At 61.9% G+C, this 18,712-nt stretch carries 17 protein-coding genes; 9 read left to right on the top strand and 8 right to left on the bottom strand.

Annotation, left to right across the window (positions count from 1 at the left end):
- Window positions 1-102: 102 nt before the first annotated feature.
- Window positions 103-1,494 carry an FAD-binding oxidoreductase gene (locus PQQ51_RS09105; protein WP_408496440.1) on the bottom strand — a complete coding sequence of 464 codons (1,392 nt, stop codon included), beginning with the start codon at window positions 1,492-1,494 and terminating at the stop codon, window positions 103-105.
- A 387-nt stretch (window positions 1,495-1,881) separates the two neighbouring features.
- On the opposite strand from PQQ51_RS09105, the gene PQQ51_RS09100 reads away from it, so the two are divergent.
- Window positions 1,882-2,874, top strand: coding sequence for a zinc-dependent alcohol dehydrogenase family protein (locus PQQ51_RS09100; protein ID WP_408496439.1), 993 nt, complete (start codon window positions 1,882-1,884; stop codon window positions 2,872-2,874).
- Between the two features lie 56 nt (window positions 2,875-2,930).
- On the opposite strand, the gene PQQ51_RS09095 is transcribed toward PQQ51_RS09100, so the two are convergent.
- Window positions 2,931-3,692, bottom strand: a complete 762-nt coding sequence (locus PQQ51_RS09095) for a 3-oxoacyl-ACP reductase (RefSeq protein WP_408496438.1) — start codon at window positions 3,690-3,692, stop codon at window positions 2,931-2,933.
- 1,244 nt (window positions 3,693-4,936) lie between these two features.
- On the opposite strand from PQQ51_RS09095, the gene PQQ51_RS09090 reads away from it, so the two are divergent.
- Entirely contained in the window at window positions 4,937-6,547 is a 1,611-nt protein-coding gene (locus PQQ51_RS09090; RefSeq protein ID WP_408496437.1) for a hypothetical protein, read from the top strand.
- Between the two features lie 36 nt (window positions 6,548-6,583).
- Here the strand turns inward: PQQ51_RS09090 and pdeM are convergent, their stop codons facing one another.
- Together pdeM and PQQ51_RS09080 are read right to left on the bottom strand one after the other, a co-directional pair.
- Entirely contained in the window at window positions 6,584-7,246 is a 663-nt protein-coding gene (gene pdeM / locus PQQ51_RS09085) for a ligase-associated DNA damage response endonuclease PdeM (RefSeq protein WP_408496436.1), read from the bottom strand.
- The gene (locus tag PQQ51_RS09080; protein WP_408496435.1) at window positions 7,243-9,885 is read right to left on the bottom strand and encodes a ligase-associated DNA damage response DEXH box helicase; all 2,643 of its coding nucleotides are present in this window, start codon (window positions 9,883-9,885) and stop codon (window positions 7,243-7,245) included. Before PQQ51_RS09080 ends, pdeM begins: the two co-directional genes overlap by 4 nt.
- Window positions 9,886-10,081: 196 nt before the next feature.
- On the opposite strand from PQQ51_RS09080, the gene PQQ51_RS09075 reads away from it, so the two are divergent.
- Together PQQ51_RS09075 and PQQ51_RS09070 are read left to right on the top strand one after the other, a co-directional pair.
- Entirely contained in the window at window positions 10,082-10,939 is an 858-nt protein-coding gene (locus PQQ51_RS09075; RefSeq protein WP_408496434.1) for a carbon-nitrogen hydrolase family protein, read from the top strand.
- Between the two features lie 125 nt (window positions 10,940-11,064).
- Window positions 11,065-11,415 (top strand): FKBP-type peptidyl-prolyl cis-trans isomerase, encoded by a 351-nt coding sequence (locus tag PQQ51_RS09070; protein ID WP_408496551.1) that lies wholly within the window; start codon window positions 11,065-11,067, stop codon window positions 11,413-11,415.
- Between the two features lie 90 nt (window positions 11,416-11,505).
- Here PQQ51_RS09070 and PQQ51_RS09065 read toward each other — a convergent pair whose 3' ends face one another.
- The gene (locus tag PQQ51_RS09065) at window positions 11,506-11,736 is read right to left on the bottom strand and encodes a hypothetical protein (RefSeq protein WP_408496433.1); all 231 of its coding nucleotides are present in this window, start codon (window positions 11,734-11,736) and stop codon (window positions 11,506-11,508) included.
- Window positions 11,737-11,872: 136 nt separating this feature from the next.
- Here PQQ51_RS09065 and PQQ51_RS09060 point away from each other — a divergent pair, with 136 nt between their 5' ends.
- The 5 genes from PQQ51_RS09060 to cls all read left to right on the top strand — a co-directional run bounded on the left by PQQ51_RS09060 (window position 11,873) and on the right by cls (window position 15,546).
- Window positions 11,873-12,064, top strand: a complete 192-nt coding sequence (locus tag PQQ51_RS09060) for a hypothetical protein (RefSeq protein WP_408496432.1) — start codon at window positions 11,873-11,875, stop codon at window positions 12,062-12,064.
- Between the two features lie 193 nt (window positions 12,065-12,257).
- Window positions 12,258-12,596, top strand: a complete 339-nt coding sequence (locus PQQ51_RS09055) for a hypothetical protein (RefSeq protein ID WP_408496431.1) — start codon at window positions 12,258-12,260, stop codon at window positions 12,594-12,596.
- Window positions 12,597-12,814: 218 nt separating this feature from the next.
- Window positions 12,815-13,618, top strand: coding sequence for an H-NS histone family protein (locus PQQ51_RS09050; protein WP_408496430.1), 804 nt, complete (start codon window positions 12,815-12,817; stop codon window positions 13,616-13,618).
- A gap of 22 nt (window positions 13,619-13,640) precedes the next feature.
- A complete protein-coding gene (locus PQQ51_RS09045) occupies window positions 13,641-14,126 on the top strand; it encodes a hypothetical protein (RefSeq protein ID WP_408496429.1) in 486 nt (161 codons plus the stop codon).
- Between the two features lie 157 nt (window positions 14,127-14,283).
- A complete protein-coding gene (gene cls, locus PQQ51_RS09040; protein ID WP_408496428.1) occupies window positions 14,284-15,546 on the top strand; it encodes a cardiolipin synthase in 1,263 nt (420 codons plus the stop codon).
- A gap of 33 nt (window positions 15,547-15,579) precedes the next feature.
- On the opposite strand, the gene PQQ51_RS09035 is transcribed toward cls, so the two are convergent.
- The 3 genes from PQQ51_RS09035 to PQQ51_RS09025 form a co-directional block, all read right to left on the bottom strand.
- On the bottom strand, window positions 15,580-16,074 hold the full coding sequence (locus PQQ51_RS09035) for a hypothetical protein (RefSeq protein WP_408496550.1): 495 nt from the start codon (window positions 16,072-16,074) through the stop codon (window positions 15,580-15,582).
- A gap of 104 nt (window positions 16,075-16,178) precedes the next feature.
- Entirely contained in the window at window positions 16,179-16,826 is a 648-nt protein-coding gene (locus tag PQQ51_RS09030; RefSeq protein ID WP_408496427.1) for a response regulator, read from the bottom strand.
- Between the two features lie 3 nt (window positions 16,827-16,829).
- Window positions 16,830-18,239: a cache domain-containing protein gene (locus tag PQQ51_RS09025; protein ID WP_408496426.1), complete on the bottom strand. Its 1,410-nt coding sequence runs from the start codon at window positions 18,237-18,239 to the stop codon at window positions 16,830-16,832.
- Between the last annotated feature and the right edge of the window lie 473 nt (window positions 18,240-18,712).

Here is an 18,712-nt window from a genome sequence, read left to right as displayed (position 1 = left end):
ATTCTGACACATCAATTACGGCCGGTGGCCGCCGTATAAGACCGCTCAAGGTCATGACGGCGGACACACGAACGTCATCGATTGCGTGTACGGCGCAGGCCCCTATTGCGCGGCGGGCCGGATGTTCTGGTTACAGCGGAACAGGTTGCCGGCATCGTAGCGGCTCTTCACCGCGACGAGGCGCGCATAGTTCGGACCATACGCGTCCGCCACCCGGCCACCTTCCTCTTCGGTCATGAAGTTGACGTACACGCTGCCGAGCGCGAACGGCGCGGCTGCGTCGAAGAACGCGCGAGCCCAGCCGATGCAACGCTCGTCGTCGGCGGGGTCGTCCCAGCGGCCATGTACGTTCATCGCGTACTGGGTGTCGCGACTCGAATAAGCGGTGGCCTCGACCGGTACGCGACTGGTTTGCGCGCCGATCTGTCCGAAGAAAATCTCGCACTGCGGCGACGGCAGCGTGTCGATGGCGTCGAGCAACGCGTCGATCAGGCCGTCCTGGATTTCGCCGATATTGTGCGATTTCCAGTAGTTGCGCGCACCGGGCGTGAGCAACGGATCGAAGGCCTGTTGCCACATCGCGTACGGCATCGGCCCGAGATGTTCGCCGACCGGCGTGCCGAAGTTGCGCACGGGCGCGCTCACGGCAGGGCCGTTGTCCACGGGGCCGCTGTAGCAGATCGCGAAGACGATCACCGGTGTGCCGTGGACCTCCGGCGGCAGGAACGGCAGCGGCGGCGCGAGTCTCGACACGACCCATACGCTCAGATCTTCGGGCATGTCCGGAGCCGCCGCGCGGTATTTGATCAGTGCGTCTTTTGCCTGCGCGAACGGCAGCACCACGAGGCCGCCGTAGATCAGCGGGCCGACCGGATGCAGCGCAAATTCGAACCGCGTGACGACGCCGAAGTTGCCGCCGCCGCCGCGAATTGCCCAGAACAGATCTTCGTGCGAGCCGGCGCTCGCGTGCAGCAACTCGCCGTCGGCGGTGACGACGTCCGCGGCAATCAGGTTGTCCACCGTCATTCCGTATTTGCGGCTCAGCCAGCCGAAGCCGCCGCCGAGCGTCAGTCCCGCCACGCCGGTCGTCGAGTTGATGCCGAGCGGCGTGGCGAGCCCGAACGCCTGCGCTTCGTGATCGAAATCGGCGAGCGTCGCCCCGGGTTCGACATACGCGCGCCGGCCGGTGGGATCGATGCGAACCGATTTCATCGACGACAGGTCGAGCACGAGGCCGTCGTCGCAGAGCGCGCTTCCGGCGATGTTATGGCCGCCGCCGCGCACCGCGAGCGGCACTCCGTGCTCGCGCGCGAACGCCACGCCACGGCGGACGTCGGCGACGCCCGCGCAACGCAGGATCATGGCCGGGCGGCGATCGATCATGCCATTCCAGATGCTGCGCGCCTCGTCGAAACCGGCAGTGTCCGGCAGCAGAAGCGGGCCCCGGCTGGCGGCTTTGAATTCGTCGATTGCGCTGTTCGACACGGTAACCATGGGACACCTCCAGACATCGTGAATGAGGAACGCTCGTCGAACGCTATTAAGCTAAGCAAACTAAATTAAAGCGTTGGGAGAGGCTCGATGTGCGTCCAGTAAACGGGCTTGTTTCTGTAAGTCAAACGAAGGTAAACCCGCGTTGCCCGGCGAAGCCGTGCGAAGGCGCGTGGGATAAGCGTGTGCGAAGCGTCGCGCGTTCACGATGCTTCGCGTGGGTCGCGATGGTGGAAATGCTTCGGGAAAAGTGCGCGCGCAGAAGTGTTGGGCGCGCGCGCGGGTGGTGGTTGCACCGCGACACTATGTGGCCGTTGTGCGGAAGTGTTGATTTACATGCAGTTTCGCACGGCAGATCATGTACGTACCACTTGTTCACAGGATTTCGTCATGTCGCTCTCCATGCAAGCTCTTGTCCTCTCGCAGTACAACGGTCCGCTCGAACTGACGGAATTGCCGCGGCCGCAGCCGAGGCGCGGCGAAGTGCTGGTGCGTATTGCCGCGAGCGGGCTGAATCCGCTCGACACGAAAATTCGCGCCGGCGCTGCTGCGCACGCGAAGCATCCATTGCCGCTGGTGTTGGGCATCGATATGGCCGGGACTGTCGAGGCGGTGGGCGAGGGCGTCGTCGCTTTCAAGGCCGGCGATCAGGTGTATGGGATGACGGGCGGCGTGGGCGGAATGCAAGGCTCGCTCGCGCAATTCGCGGCCGTGGATGCGGATCTGCTGGCGTTGAAGCCGCCGAGTCTGTCGATGCGCGACGCGGCTGTATTGCCGCTTGCATTTATCACGGCGTACTCGGGGATCGTCGACCGCGCGCATTTGCAGGCCGGTCAAACGGTGCTCGTGCATGGCGGCGCGGGCGGCGTCGGCTATCTCGCGGTGCAATTGGCGCTCGCGCTCGGCGCGCGGGTGTTCGCGACCGTTAGCGAACGCGATCGCACCGTGGTCGAAGCACTTGGGGCAACGCCGATCGATTACCGCACACAAGCGGTCGAGCAATATGTCGCCGCGATGACGCAAGGCAAGGGCTTCGATCTGGTCGTCGATACGGTGGGCGGGGCGACGCTGGATGCGTCGTTCGCGGCCGTTAAGCATTTCGGCCATGTGGTCAGCGCGCTTGGTTGGGGCACGCATGCGCTCGCGCCGTTGTCGTTTCGCGAAGCGACTTACTCGGGCGTGTTTACGTTGCACGCGCTGCTTTCCGGCGAAGGCCGTGCGCATCACGGCGAGATGCTGCGTGTCGCGGCGCAGCTTGCGGAGCAACACAAACTCGCGCCGCGCGTCGACGAACGCCGCTTCGATCTGGCTTCAACCGAAGCGGCTTATCAGGCACTGACCGATGGCACTGCGCGCGGCAAGATCGTCGTCGAGGTGGTGTGAGCCGACGCGGTTGAAGCGCGGTCGTCGTATTTTTTGGCGGCGCTTACTGGTCGTTGTCAGCCCTTGACGAGGCCGCCGTCGACGATCAGGTTCTGGCCGGTCACCGCGCGGGCCCACGGCGACAGGAAGAACAGCACGGCGTCGGCGAACTCTTCGGGTGTGGTGACGCGCCGCAACGGTGTGGAACTCGCGATCAGGTCGAACACGAACTCGGGGGTGGCCGCGCTCGCGTCGGTGACGCGCAGCAGACCGCCCGACACCATGTTCGCGGTGATGCCGTCGGGGCCGAGGTCGTGAGCCGCGGTGCGCGTCAAAGACAATAGCGCCGCCTTGGCCGCCGTGTAGTCGTGATAAGGCACTACCGGATTCTGGAACAGGTTGGTCCCCACGTTGACGATCCGGCCAAAGCCACGCGAACGCATGCCGGCGACCGCCGCCTGCATCGTATTGAGCGCGCCTTGCAGAGAACCGTCGAGTTGTTGCTGGAAGCGCGTCCAGTCGATTGTGTCGATCTTCGGGCGCGCGTCGCCGTCGAACTGGAAGTCGGCCAATGCATTGTTCACCACCGATACGATCGGCTGGCCGATTTGCGCCTGTGCTGTTTCGAATAGACGCGCGACGGCGGCCTTATCCGTCACGTCCGCCTGGAGAGGCAGAACGCGGTCGCCGAGTTCTTCTTTCAGCGCGTTGGCCAGAGAATCGCTCTTGCGGTAATTCACCACCACGCCCGCACCTTCGCGCACCAGCGCGCGCGTGATCGCCGCGCCGAGTCCGCGTGCGCCGCCCGTGACCAGCACCCATTGTTCAGATAAAAGCATCGTTCTTCCCGTCTTCGATGGAGGTTGTACTCCGCGCATTGTCGCCTGAATCGTCGCTGGAATGCGTTCGAGCGGGCCTGCTTCTCGCGATGACGGGAAGATGTTTTCGACGGGTGGCGTCGCGAAGCCAGTTTTAATGGGCGGAATGGGTTTGTCTGTGTGAGTCCGCTCATTGACGGCAATGTCATTGCGCGTGATGGGTTCGGATAAATACCTATGCCGCGAGATGGGACGGATTTAGGTTTTAAATAAAAATAATAGTTTGTACTGCGTATCTGATTCGCTGAATATCCTGTGCCGTGAAAAAAGCGGCAATTAACGATATTTGACAGTGTCTTTGAAGATAAATCGGAAAAACACGGCGCTCATACGGCATTGCGTGGGGTAGCGCACGGTCTGCCGATGACGCTGCGCATAACTTCCGCATGTACCAGACCCTGCTGTGCTCTTCTAAAAACTTTGTTCGCGCACAGCTCGTCGCTTCTTTCGCAACGCGTCAGATCGGACCGGGATTTATCCGCGAGAGAAATGCCGAACGGGTTTTGAGGTTTCGTTTTTATCTGCGAACGGAGATCGGCTCGATATATGGGATCTGCCTTCTGAATGTAGTTAGGAGAATGAAATGAAAAAGCAAAACGGGGACACGCGGACGTTGGGGACTCGCAAAGCGGTATTGGCGATTGCGGTGAGTCTTTATGCAGCAATGGCGGGCGCGGAAACGAATTCGACGATATCCGCCGCACCGGCGGGGAATTCCACGAGTTTCATGCTGGCGCAGGCGTTGCCGGTGGACTGTCCGTCGTTCGATACGCTCGGCTGCAAGCCGGAGGACGTGAGTGCGCCGGCTGCGGTCGGGTTCGGCGTGGCGACGGCCGCGGGGCTCGGGTCGGCGGCAGGGTTCGGTTCGCAGAGTGGCGACGGCGGTGGGACGTCGTCGACGGGCGCTGGTGCTGGTGCCAGTGGCGGGAGAGGTGGCGGCGGTGGATCGACGTCGGGTGTGGCGGGGGCGGGGGGGAGTAGTGGTGGTGGTAAGGGTGGGGCGGGGAGTGGTGGGAGTGGAAATGGTGGGTCGGGGAGTGGTGGGACCGGCAGTGGTGGGTCGGGGAGTGGTGGGACGGGTAGTGGTGGGACAGGCGGTGGTGGGACGGGTAGTGGTGGGACGGGTAGTGGTGGGACGGGCAGTGGCGGGACGGGCAGTGGTGGGACGGGTAGTGGTGGGTCGGGCAGTGGCGGGACAGGCGGTGGTGGGACAGGTAGTGGTGGTGCCGGCGATGGCGGGACTGGCGGTGGTGGAACCGGCAGCGGTGGGACCGGCGGTGGCGGAACTGGCTCGGGTGGGACGGGCGGGGACGGCGGCAGTGGAGGTGGAGACGGCGGCCATGGTGGTGGTCACGGCGACGGCGGTCATGGCGATGGCGGTCATGGCGATGGAGGTCATGGCGACGGCGGTCATGGCGACGGCGGTCATGGCGATGGAGGTCATGGCGACGGCGGTCATGGCGACGGCGGTCATGGCGATGGAGGTCATGGCGACGGCGGTCATGGCGACGGTGGTCATGGCGATGGAGGTCATGGCGACGGCGGTCATGGCGATGGAGGTCATGGCGACGGTGGCCACGGCGATGGTGGTCATGGCGACGGAGGTCACGGCGACGGCGGTCACGGTGGCGGTGGTCACAGCGACGGAGGTCACGGCGACGGCGGTCATGGCGACGGTGGTCATGGCGATGGAGGTCATGGCGACGGTGGCCACGGCGATGGTGGTCATGGCGACGGAGGTCACGGCGACGGAGGTCACGGCGACGGAGGTCACGGCGACGGCGGTCATGGCGACGGCGGTCATGGCGACGGTGGCCATGGCGATGGAGGTCATGGCGACGGTGGCCACGGCGATGGCGGTCATGGTGACGGTGGTCATGGCGACGGAGGTCACGGCGACGGAGGTCACGGCGACGGCGGTCACGGCGACGGCGGTCATGGCGATAGTGGCCATGGCGATGGCGGTCATGGTGACGGTGGTCATGGCGGTGGCGGCCATGGCGACGGCGGTCATGGCGATGGTGGCCATGGCGATGGCGGTCATGGTGACGGTGGTCATGGCGGTGGCGGCCATGGCGACGGCGGTCACGGTGGCGGTGGTCATGGCGATGGAGGCCATGGCGACGGCGGTCACGGCGATGGCGGCCAAGGCAACGGTGGTCAGGGCGGCGGAGGCCATGGCAACGGCGGCCAAGGTGGTGGCGGCCAGGGCAACGGTGGTCAGGGCGGCGGAGGCCATGGCAACGGTGGTCAAGGCGGCGGAGGCCAAGGCAACGGTGGTCAAGGCGGTGGAGGCCATGGCAACGGTGGTCAGGGCGGCGGCGGCCAGGGCAACGGAGGCCAAGGCGGCGGAGGCCAGGGCAACGGTGGTCAAGGCGGCGGGGGCCAGGGCAACGGAGGCCACGGTGGCGGCGGCCAGGGCAACGGAGGCCACGGTGGCGGCGGTCATGGCAACGGAGGCCAAGGTGGTGGCGGCCAGGGCAACGGAGGCCAAGGTGGCGGCGGTCATGGCAGCGGAAGCCAAGGTGGTGGCGGTCAGGGCAACGGTGGTCAAGGCGGCGGAGGTCAGGGCAACGGAGGCCAAGGTGGCGGCGGTTATGGCAACGGAGGCCAAGGCAACGGCGGCTTCGGTGGCGGCCATGGCGGCGGCTACGGCGGCGGCTACGGCGGCGGCGGTGGCCACGGCGGCGGCAACCACTGACCTCGTCCATCTCCTGAAGCGCCTGACGGTCGTCAAAACGACCGTCAGGCGCACACGCAAAGCAAAAAAACAAACCGGCGAATGGACAACTCAACGTCCGCTCGCCGGCAAATAAATCGCTCAACGCTCGAGAACAAAACTCAGAACCACCTCAACCAGCGACTTCGATCACGCGCTCCTGCGCGACCAGAAAAACCTTCTCCCCGGCGACCTTGCCATCCTCGCGCGCCCCACCCGTAAAACTCCCGAACGCCGGCAACACACCACACGCCGCGCCAAACCGGAAACACGGCACGCGCACCGAATCGTTACGCGTCGAAATCCGATACACCGGATGAACATGTCCCGCGAGCACATACGCGCCGTCGATTTCCTGCGGGTAATGACACAGCGCCCACGGCCCGACAAACCACGGCTCACGCACAACCTCGACACCCAGCGAAACGGGCAACGCCCCCGCCTGCCGATCGTGATTACCCTCGACAAGCACGGCACGCAGTCCCGCATGCCGCGCGCGCCAGATCTGCAACGCGTTGAGCGTCTCGCTCGAATGCGCCTCGCGCGCGTGCAGCAGATCGCCGAGGAACACCAGCATCGTCGGCTCGAATGCGGCGATCAGAATATCGAGGCGCATCAGATTGTCGGCGGTCGAACCGACCGGCACCGGAATGCCGCGCGCGCGAAATACCGCGTCCTTGCCGAAATGCGCGTCGGCGACAAACAGACAACGCAGCGCCGGATCGAACATCGCACGCAAGTTCGACAACACGACGGAATGCCCGGCGATTCCAGTCGTCAACAAAGCTGGCTTCATGTGCGTGCCGCCTTTTCGAGTTCGGCGAGCATCCTCTCGATACGATCCGCGAGTTTCTCCGTGCTCACTTTCTCGCGCAATCTGCCGACGATCAACGGAAACGCAAACGGCGTCGGCTTCTTCGGCCGCGTGACGATCACGCGGCTCGCGTTCATCCGTTCGAGTGCGATACGAATGCGGTGCGCGTCGAGTTCCTGCAGCAGCACTTCGGCATCGGCCTGATCGAGCAACAGATTGCCGCTATCGTGATTGCGAAAGATTTCATAGAAGAGACCGCTCGACGCCTGTAGTTGCCGCGCGCTTTTCTGCTGTCCGGGATGGCCCTGAAACACGAGACCGGACACGCGCGCGATCTCGCGAAAACGCCGCATCGAAAGTTCTGACGAATTGAGACTAGCGAGAATGTCGTGATCGAGTTCTTCGGGCGATAGCAATCCGCTTTCCAGTTGCGCGGCCCAATCGAATGGTTGCGCGGACAACAGCTCGAAGCCGTAGTCGTTCATCGAAATGGAGAAAGTGCCGGGTTGCTCGCGCGCCACGCGCCACGCAAGCAATGCACCCAGGCCGATATGCGCGGTGCGCCCCGCGAACGGATAACAAAAGAAGTGATGCCCTTCGCGCGATTTCACGAGTTCCACTACCAGCACACCGGGTTCAGGCAACGCCGACCATTTCTGCTGCAATTCCAGCAGAGGCCGCACCGCGCGCATTTCGGGTTCGTCGTAAATGCCGTGGGCGGCGCGCGCGAGCATCGTCAGCGTTGCGTCGGCCAGTTCAGAAGAAAGCGGCATACGGCTGCCCGCCCATTGCGGCATCGCGCCGCGTGACGAGGTAGCGCGTCGCACCCAGGCGGTCATGTCCTGCACGCGGATCAATTCGAGCGCGCGTCCGCCGAAGGTGAAGATATCGCCCGGTTTCAGCCGCGAAATGAACGATTCCTCGATCGCGCCGATTCGTCCGCCCGACAGATACGCGACATGCAAAGTCCCGTTCGCGACGATCGTGCCGATGTTGTTGCGATGCCGGCGCACCAGATCCTCGCGCGGCACGCGATACAGCCCATCGCTTTCGCGCACCACGCGATGGTAGTCGGGGTAAGCACGCAAAGCCGTGCCGCCGCCCTCTACAAAACCGAGCGCCCACGTGAATTCTTCGTGAGTCAGCAATCGGTACGCATAGGTGCTGCGAATTTCATCGTATAGCGCTTCAGCGTCGAAGCCGCCGCCGATCGCCACCGTGACCAGATGCTGAACCAGCACGTCGAACGGTTTCTCCGGCGTGTCGCGTCCTTCTATCTGACGCTTCTCGACCGCCTCACGGGCGGCCGCGGCTTCGACGAGTTCGAGCGCATGCGTCGGCACGATCGTCACGCGGGAAGGACGTCCTGGCGCATGACCCGAACGTCCCGCACGTTGCATCAAACGCGCGACACCTTTAGGCGAGCCGATCTGAAACACGCGCTCCACGGGCAGAAAATCGACACCGAGGTCGAGACTCGATGTACACACCACCACTTTCAGCAAGCCGCTTTTCAGACCGCGTTCGACCCACTCCCGCACTTCCTGATCGAGCGAGCCATGGTGCAATGCGATCAGACCGGCCCATTCTGGCCGCGCCTCGAGCAGAGCCTGATACCAGACCTCGCATTGCAAACGCGTGTTGGTGAAAACAAGCGAGGTGCGGGCTTCGCCGATCGCATCCGCAACAGCGCCGACCTGGCGCATTCCGACATGACCGCCCCACGGAAACCGTTCGATGGTTTCGGGGATCACCGTGTCGACAATCAGCGCTTTCGGCAGTGCTCCGTGCACGCTGACGCGCGGCGTTTTCACCGGCGCAAGCAGGACTTGCGCGGCGAAGGGCAGATTGCCGAGTGTCGCCGACAAGCCCCACACCTGCAATCGAGGCTGCCAATGCGCGAGGCGTGCAATGGCGAGTTGTGTCTGCGTGCCACGCTTATTGCCGAGCAACTCATGCCATTCGTCGACGACCACCAGACGCGCATGCGCGAGAACTTCGCGCGCATCGGGACGCGTCAGGATCAGCGTGAGACTCTCGGGTGTCGTGACCAGCGCGGACGGCATGCGGCGGTTCTGCCGTGCGCGCTCGGCCGACGACGTATCGCCGGTACGCAAGCCGACGCTCCACGGCATCGCAAGTTCGGCGGCCGAGCTTTGCAGCGCGCGGGCGGTGTCGGCGGCGAGCGCGCGCATCGGCGTGATCCACAGCACAGTGAGCGGCGCGGGTTGCTTGGGCGGTGCGTTTTTACGGGCTGAAGCCGAAGTCGCGAAAGCGGCGAGGGCGCCGAACCACACGGCCCAGGTTTTGCCGGCGCCGGTGGTCGCGTGCAGCAGGCCGCTTGCACCGCGAGCGATTTCGCGCCACACGTCGCGCTGGAAATCGAACGGCTGCCAGCGCCGCGCTTCGAACCACGCGTCGAGTTTGTCCGCGAACGGAAGGCGCGCGGCGGCTTCGTCGATGGAAAACGGGAGCGGTTCGAACGCCGGTTCGCGCGCGGCCAAGCGTTCTTCCTGCGCACGGCTGCGTGGAATCCGGCGCGGCCTCGGTGCGCGTCTGCGCGCGGAAGATGCGTCTTGCGCCGCGCTGGCGGGGTCGTCGGAATCGGCCGGCTCGGTCATCGGGGGCGTCTCTTTGGCATCGGTTCGTTCCGTCGTTGGAAAGCGCGCGACAATGGTTTACGTCGTTCTTTTTGCAGTAGCACGCGCAATGCCGGGTCGGTTCAGTCTGTTTACAATGCCGAGGCTTGCTGCGCCGGGAATGGTGATCGGGCGTCGGCCGGCATACCGTCATGCTTTATTCTTCAAGGGCTCGCGATTGAACACCGAACCGGCGTCGTTACCGCAAACATCGCTGCGAATCGCAGCGGCTCAGGCGCAGCCGGTTTCCGGCAATGTACCGGCAAACATTGCCAAAACTGTCGAATTGACCGCTCGCGCCGCGGACCGTGGCGCAAAACTGGTGGTATTCCCCGAGAAATTCCTGAGCGGCTATGAGCCCGATCTGATCGCCGGCGATCCGGCTCGCTATGCATTCGACGAACACGACGCGCGGCTCGAGCCGATCCGTGAAATCTGCCGGCAACGCGACATCGCGGTGATCGTCGGCGCGGCGACGCGTAGCGGGCAGGGCCTGCATATTTCTTCACTGATCTTCAGCCGGACCGGCGAGATGTTCACGCCGTATCACAAGCAATATCTTTACAGCAGCGAAACACGTATTTATCGGCCGGGCACGCAGGGTTGCATGGTGCAGATCGACGGATGGCGCCTCGCGCTCGGCGTCTGCTACGACTCTGGTTTTCCCGAGCATGCGCGGCATGCGGCGGTGAACGGCGCGCATGCGTATCTGGTGAGTGCGCTCTTTAGCGTGAAGACCGGCTATCACCAGTCGCGCATCTGGTTTCCCGCGCGTGCTTTCGACAATACGCTCTATGTACTGCTGTCGAATCACGTCGGTACGACGGGTGGCTGGGCAACCTGCGGCGCGAGCGCGGTGTGGGGGCCATACGGCGACGTGGTGGCGCAAGCGAGCTGCGATCACGAAGAAGTCATTACCGCGTTGCTCGATCCCGAGACATTGGCCGATGTCCGCGAGCGCGAAACGGTACTCGCGGATTTCAACGCGCGCGGCGACGAAGTTGCGTCGGACTATGTGGTACACCGATTGGGTTGATGTAACAGACGGTCGAACGAACCGTCATATTCCATCCGCTACAATGGGGCGCACCACTCACTTGGAGACTTGCTTTGAAATCTATCGTTGCTCTGGTCGCTGCGGCTGTTCTTTCTTCGACGGCAATGGCTGCCGCGCCGGCTACCGAAAAGCTGCCTTCGGGCGTAGTCGTTCAGCATCTGAAAGACGGTACGGGCGCGAAGCCGACTGCCGACAATGTCGTTAAAGTCAACTATCGCGGCACGCTCGCGGACGGCACCGAATTCGACAGTTCCGCCAAGCACGGCGGCCCGGCAACCTTTCCGCTGAACCGCGTGATTCCGTGCTGGACGCAAGGCGTGCAGACAATGAAAGTCGGCGGTAAAGCCAAGCTGACCTGCCCGGCGGCGACGGCTTACGGCGAGCGCGGCGTTGGCGTGATTCCGCCGAATAGCGACCTGACGTTCGAAGTCGAACTCGTCGATATCGTCAAATGAAGTAATGCCTCGCGCATTAAAGACAAACCCCGCTGCGGATATCGCAGCGGGGTTTTTTTCTGGGCGCCTGCTTATTGTGGCCGGGCCGGTTTATTCGGTGGACGCAAAAAGCATCGACACGTAGACGATCGTGGACACCACGATAATGCCGATACCGACGAATACCTTGGTGCGATTGAACTCCAGACCGCCATTGATGACGACGCCGATCCCCGCCACCGACGACAAAGTCCCGATCGTGGCCAGCAACACGTGCACTTTGCTGCGGATCAGCTTGCGCCTTTCCGGGTCAATGTTTTTCCTCAGGCTGCCAGGTGCCATTGAAGTATCCTTTATAAGAGTGCGCTCTTGTTAGAGGCGGGTTCCAACAGACAGTATGAACAGAGTTCAATTGAAGTCGATGAAATAATGCTTCCGTTTTGCATTGCGAATGATTTGACAACTGTAGGAAGCATATATGAGTCAAGAAGCCGCGCAAGCCATCAGGCAGAAAATTCGGCCATTGTTTGTCGTAGCGCTAATTGACCGTGCCGCGCAAAGCGTCTGGGCCGCCGCGATGGACTTGCCGAACTCGCTGCCTAATATGATAGGCGGCGGCATCGGCTTCACGACTGACTACGCCGTGGCAACGACCGCATCGGCGGCGTGACCGGTTTCCAGTGGGGTCCGGCTATTCGGCTGGCGGTCAGGTTCACCCTGATAGGGAGGCGCAAGGGACGCGTGTGCGTAATAAAAAGTACTGCCGCCCTTTGAATCTGCAAATGCTTGCCTATAGTAGAAGCGGCTCTTGCGCATTGGCAGGATAGCCGGCTTCTCTCGATACTGGCGACGGGGAAACGGATATGACGTCTACGAACGCTGCAATCTATCGGACCCAGGCGTCCACACCGGAGTCGTTACGTACGCTTGCCGCTTATCTGGAAGAGGCGCTGGATCAGGGCGAAAGTGTCGTATTGATGCGTATCGGTACTCTGGTGCGCGGTGTCTATATCGGCAATCCGTCCGCAGCTTTCGAGGATCTGACCGAGCGTGGCGCCGTGGCCGCTTTTCTGGCCGACGAGATGCTGGTGCTCACGCACCTGGGACTCAACCGGATTACCGCCGACGACCAGCAATACCGTTTCATGCGCAGCGTGCGGTATATCGCCGATCGCCAGGTCGTGGTTTTCACTCCCAGGTAAGACACGGAAATGAGCGCCCGGAATGCGCGACGGAAATGAGCACCCGGCCGCCAATTAGAAAGGCAATCCAGCGGTAGAGCATTGGATATGAAAGCTTCGTACTCCGGTGAATGCACAATCGGTAACACATATTCGTTCATATAAAGCAACGCAGGATCTGCCTTTCTGCCGACATTCGTGGCATAGTTCGATCGCATACCACATTAAGGAGGATCACAATGCCCACTCTAGAACAAATCCAGGCAAAGCTTAAAAAGCTTCAGGCGCAGGCCGACGTTATTATTGCCAGAAAGGCGCAAGTCGCGGTCGACCAGATTCGCGACCTGATGCTCAAGCACGGCTTGACTACCGCAGATATCGAAGCGAAGGCAAAAGCGCGCCGCGCGGCGCAAGGTTTGAATGGCCATGCTGCGAGTGGTAAGACAAAAGCTCTCTCGGCGGGCGGCGCCAAAGTGGCGAAGTACCGCGATGCCAAAACCGGCGCGACATGGACTGGCCACGGGCGTGCACCGGGCTGGATCGCCGCGGTAAAAGACCGTACGCAGTTTCTGGTCGACGGCGCGAGCGAAGTAAAGTCCGTAACCAAAGCGGAACTCAAGTCCGCGAAAGCCGGCAAGAAAGGCCAGCCCAAAGGCGCACAACCGCCGAAGTATCGCGACCCGAAGAGCGGCGCGACATGGAGTGGCCGGGGTCCGGCGCCGGCATGGCTCGCTTCGGTCAAAGACCGCACCAAATTCCTGATCGACGGCGCGGCCGCCGCTGCGAGCAGCGTTGCGCCGAAGGCGGCTTCTAAAGCCTCGGCCAAATCGGCCAAAGCGAAAGTAGCGGTCAAGAAAGTCGCTGCGAAAAAATCGGCTGCGTCTAAAACGGCCGCGAAGAAAGCGGTTGTGGCAACCCGAAAGACCGCGGCAAAGAAAGCTGCGGTAAAGAAAGTGGCCACCCGTAAAACGGCGCCTAAAGCGAAAGCCGCTGTGACGAACGCCGCCGCCTCGCAATCGTCGGCCGCCGAAACCGCCGCGTAAGCGCAACGGAGTCGTGAAGTAGATGACTAGCACGCTAGCAGCATCCCAGCAGGAGGACCACGTCGTCCTGCTGGACTCCGTGCCTTTTCCTGCATCGGACGCGGCAGAGCCTTTTATTGTCGCCAGCGCCGGGCGGGTGATTCTGTCGTATCCGATATCGGAAGCCAATTTCGAAACCTTCGGCCCGTTCGATTCCGACGACGATCCGTTCTGCGCCGTACTGTTTCCGGACACGGTGTTCTATCGGCTCGGGCCACCCGGCCGCGCCGATCTCGAGATTCATCCGTTGGCATTACAAGGTCTGGCCGCGGACTCGGTTCATGAAGTGATGAACTCGTCGCTCGCCGGCGAACTGGCATCGGTCACCAGGTCTGAACCGGCACGGCGCCATTTCATCATTACGTTTCAGGACGCTACGTTCGAATGCGTGGCGTCGGATTACACGGTAGTCGGCGTGTACGGCGCCGGCGAGATTGCCAGCCGTGAGGCGTTTTCGCTGGTCCGGTAGTGCGGCTCTATATATAGGCCTTAGCAAAACGTGATCCTGACGACAGGCACGCGCAATGCGTGCCGTCCGATGCTAAAACCCTGGGCCAAGGTTCCCGGCTCCATCACATCGCGGAACGCCGAGGCGGCGCTTTCGCCGATTAGCATCGAGGCCGCGTATGCTGACGATTCCAATTACCGCGTTTATCACGCTCATCATCGTGCTGGCGATCGCCAATCTGTCGAGCGGCGAGAAGAAGATCGAGCACAAGATCGAACGGCTCTACGCGAGTGACGATCCTCAATTCCTGCGATCAATGGGGCTTTTACTCGGGCCGCCCGTCATTTCCGGCAATCGTTTCGACATGTTGCTCAATGGCGATCGTATTTTCCCGTCAATGCTGGAAGGCATCCGTTCGGCACGCAAAACCATCACGTTTGAAACCTTCATTTACTGGTCGGGTGAAATCGGTGAGCAGATTGCACAAGCGCTGGCCGATAAAGCGCGTGAAGGCATTGCCGTGCATGTACTACTCGATTGGGTCGGCTCGTCGAAAATGGACAAGCGCTACCTGAACCTGTTGCGCGAAGCCGGGGCCGAGGTGATTCAATATCACAAGCCACACTGGACCGGACTCGGCCGCATGAACGACCGAACCCATCGCAAGCTCTTGGTGATCGACGGGAGGATCGGCTTTACCGGCGGAGTCGGCATTGCACCGGAATGGACCGGCCACGCGGAAAACGAAAAGCATTGGCGCGACACGCATTTCCGCGTCGCGGGTCCGGTGGTGGGACACATGCAGGCCGTATTCATGGACAACTGGGTGAAGGCGACCGGTAACGTGCTGCACGGGGTGGATTACTTTCCGGATGTCGAGCCGGTCGGCGACGGCCTCGCGCATATGTTCAGCAGTTCGCCGTCGGGCGGCAGCGACGACATGCAGTTGATGTACCTGATGGCGATCACCGCGGCTACGCACAGCATTCATCTCGCGAGTGCTTACTTCGTACCGGACAAACTGACGATCAATGCGATTGTGGAGGCCGCGAGGCGCGGTGTGAAAGTCCAGATCATTACGCCCGGCAAACGGATCGATACCCACACCGTGCGCGAAGCATCGCGGGCGTGCTGGGGCGATTTGCTGAAGGCCGGGGTGGAGATGTACGAATATCAGCCGACCATGTTCCACTGCAAATTGCTGGTAGTGGACGAGTACCTCGTGTCGGTGGGTTCCACCAATTTCGATAGCCGCTCGTTCAAACTCAATGACGAAGCGAATCTGAACATCTACGATCGCGACTTCGCGAAACAGCAGACCGCAACCTTCGCGGACGACATCAAAAAGTCACAGAAAATCACACTCGAAGCATGGATGCACCGGCCGCTTTCCGAGAGACTGATCGAGAAAGTCGTGCCGCTGCTGGATACGCAACTGTGAAACAGCAATGAGCCTGTGCCGATTCGCGCGGCTTCAATTGCCAGGATCGCTGACCGGCTTGTCCGGGTCCGCGAGCGTTGTGTAGGGTAACGAACTCGCGTGCGGATTCGTCGTCGTATCGTCGATTACCCGGTCGACGTCCGCGGTTTTCGCCAGTTCGGAGAGGAACGTTGCCTTGTCGAAACCGGGTGCAACACAACCTTGTACATAGATAAAGCGACGTTGCAGCATCAGCCATAGCGACGTTTGCTCGCGCCAGTGCGTCGCGTAATTGATATTGGTGAGACGACGCTGCACCGCTTCGGCGATTTCGGTGTCGTACAGGTATGCATTCGAAAGACGGCAACGGCCTTCCACCCAACAGCTATTGCCGCGTTCGATCCGGTAATGGCTGTCGTCGAGCCATTCCTGATTGGTTTCGAGCGGACCGAGCGGAGCGGGGCATCCGCTGATTGCACTGGATATCTGAAAGAAAGGATCGTGGCCGCGATTGATGCGAAGTTCTTCCGCCTGTACAGGCGTTTGCATGGTCGCAATGAGAGTCAGCACGCACGTAAGCCGCGAAAGAATCCTGTGATTCATCCTCATCGTCTCCGGTTCGTTCTGGCGAGATTATGCAGCGATATCTCCTATCACTGACGCTTGCGACGATTCTCGACAGCAAACTTGATCAACTCGGCTTGACCTTCGATATCGAGCTTGCGCTTGAGATTCAGCCGATGCGTCTCCACCGTGCGCACCGACAAATCGTTGCGTTGCGCGATCTGCTTGCTCGATAGTCCTTCGGCGAGCGCGTCGAGAATGTCGCGTTCGCGCGGCGTCAGCCGTTCGACCGGTGCTTGCGTTGCTGAAGCCTGGATCAGCCGCGCGCCCAATCCTGCACTGAAGAACGTCTTGCCTTCGAGTACCGCGCCGATGGCCTGGATGATCTCGGTGGCCGGTGAATCTTTGAGTACGTAGCCGCTCGCGCCCGCACGCACGGCTTGAGTCACGTATTCGAGGTTGTCGTGCATCGACAGCATCAGCACGCGAATCGCGGGGAAGCGTTCATGAAACATGCCGGCGAGCGCAATGCCGTTCATCCCGTTCATGCCGACATCCATCAGCACCAGATGCGGTTCGCGACTTTCCGCAAGCGCGAGCGCTTCATGCGCGTTGCCCGCTTCGCCTACGATTTCGATGTTGCGCACCGCTTCGAGCCGCGCGCGCAAGCCGTCGCGTACGAGCGGATGATCGTCGATCAGAATCAGGCGGGCAGTGGCGTGGGACAAATCGTTCATTTTTCAGGTTTCCTGCAAGGCAGGCGTTTGAGTCGCGAGTGCGCCGAGCGGCACGCGTGCGGTCACGATCGTATGGCCGGCCTGCGAACTGAGCGACAGCCTGGCGCCGAGTGCTTCCAGCCGCTCGCGCATGTTGCGCAGACCCACCCCCGCGCGCGGATTGACGAACGCGTGCGCCACGTCGAAACCGCGGCCGTTGTCGGAGATGGTCAGCGTGACTGCTTCGTTCGATACTTCCAGTGAGAGCGCCGCATTCGATGCTTGCGCGTGCCGCACGATGTTCGTCAGTGCTTCCTGAGCGATCCGGAACAGGACCGTGTTGACCGCATCCGGCAGTTGCGCCGCGTTCGTGTGAGTAATCTGCGTGAAGCCGATCACGATGCCCGATTCTTCGCTCAGTTCGCGCGTCAGTTGTTCGAGCGCCGCGGCTACGCCGAGATCGTCGAGCATCGACGGGCGCAACGCATGCGAAATGCGCCGAACCTCACGCAAGGTGTCGCCGAGACGCGTGAGGCTGGTGGACAGCGCCGTCTCGGCGGCGGGTACGCGTACGTCGCTGCGCTCAAAGCGCGCAAGCGCGGATTCGAGCAACAGCTTCACGGAGACCATCATCTGGCTGATGCCGTCGTGCAATTCGCGCGACAGTCGCGCGCGTTCGTTTTCCTGCGACTCGACCACCTGCTGCGCGAGCCGTTTCAGTTTCGCGTCGGCACTGCGGTATTCGGTGACGTTAAGCACCAGCGCGCACAGCGCGATCACTGCGAGGCCGGCCAGCGCGATCGCGTCGATCCACTGCATCGTGCGATCGATGTTGGCCGCCGCGCCCTGGTCGATGTGCGCGAGTGTCGTGTCGATATCGTCGAGATAGATGCCTGTACCGATCATCCAGCCCCAGCGTTCGAGCGGCACGACGTAGCCGAGTTTCGACGCCACCTTACCCGTCGACGGCCGGTGCCACAGGTAACGTACATAACCGCCGCCGTGCGATGCGGCAGCCAGCAGTTGCTGAATGGTCGGTGCACCCTGCGAATCGCGCAGCGACCACAGATCGCGGCCTACCAGATCCGGCTCGCGCGGATGCATCAGCGTGCGGCCATGCATGTCGTAGACGAAGAAATAGCCGTCCCGTCCGAAATCCATTTTCTCCAGAATCGCCAGCGCGCGGGTGCGCAATAGCGCGTCGTCGCGGGCGTTCTCGCCGGTCTCGTTGTAGAGCGGCGCGATCGCCGTCGTGGCGAGTTCGACGTAATGCTTGAGCTCGATCTCCTTGCTCGCCAGGTAAGCGGCCTGGGTGGTTGCGTGCTGCGTTTCGGCAAGCGATGTGGCTTCCGCGCGCACGCCGATTTCGATGCTGGCAATGGCGGCCAGAAAGGGCACGATCGCAAGCAGAATGATCTTGGCTTTGAGTTTCATCGATGAAAAGACAGCCGACGGGCTACGTGGTATTACGTAGCCGGCTTACGTAGTTGCGCGCTTGTAACGGCGCACACGAAGGCGAATACTACATCCCCACGGCGTACCGCGCCTTCGGGCTGCCGCGCAATCGCGTACAACCCGGGCGGCCCGGCATTTTTATAAACAGGCAGGAGACGCATGATCCCTCACTAAACGTGCTTTCACGTGCATCCGCGTGCTGTCGCAGGCATCACGGGACACGCGTCGCGCGGTCACGAACGGCTCAAGCAGCTTTCAAACATGCATCGTTTATTGCCCATTTGTATGAATGTTCGAACACCGCCGCCGAACGGATGCAGTGCGCCGGTTCGATCTCGTGCAAGGCAAAAAGCAGATTCCGGTTTCTCCGGCTAATATCACCTGGCCGTTTTTCATCGCGCGTGGCCACGAGCCATCGCGCGCGGTTTCAATAATAGACTTAGGAGAAGTTC

This window comes from Paraburkholderia xenovorans (assembly GCF_046030735.1).
In the GTDB taxonomy this organism is placed as follows: domain Bacteria; phylum Pseudomonadota; class Gammaproteobacteria; order Burkholderiales; family Burkholderiaceae; genus Paraburkholderia; species Paraburkholderia xenovorans_A.
The sequence above is the reverse complement of the archived record's forward strand: the minus strand, read 5'-3'. Positions and strand labels throughout refer to the sequence as shown.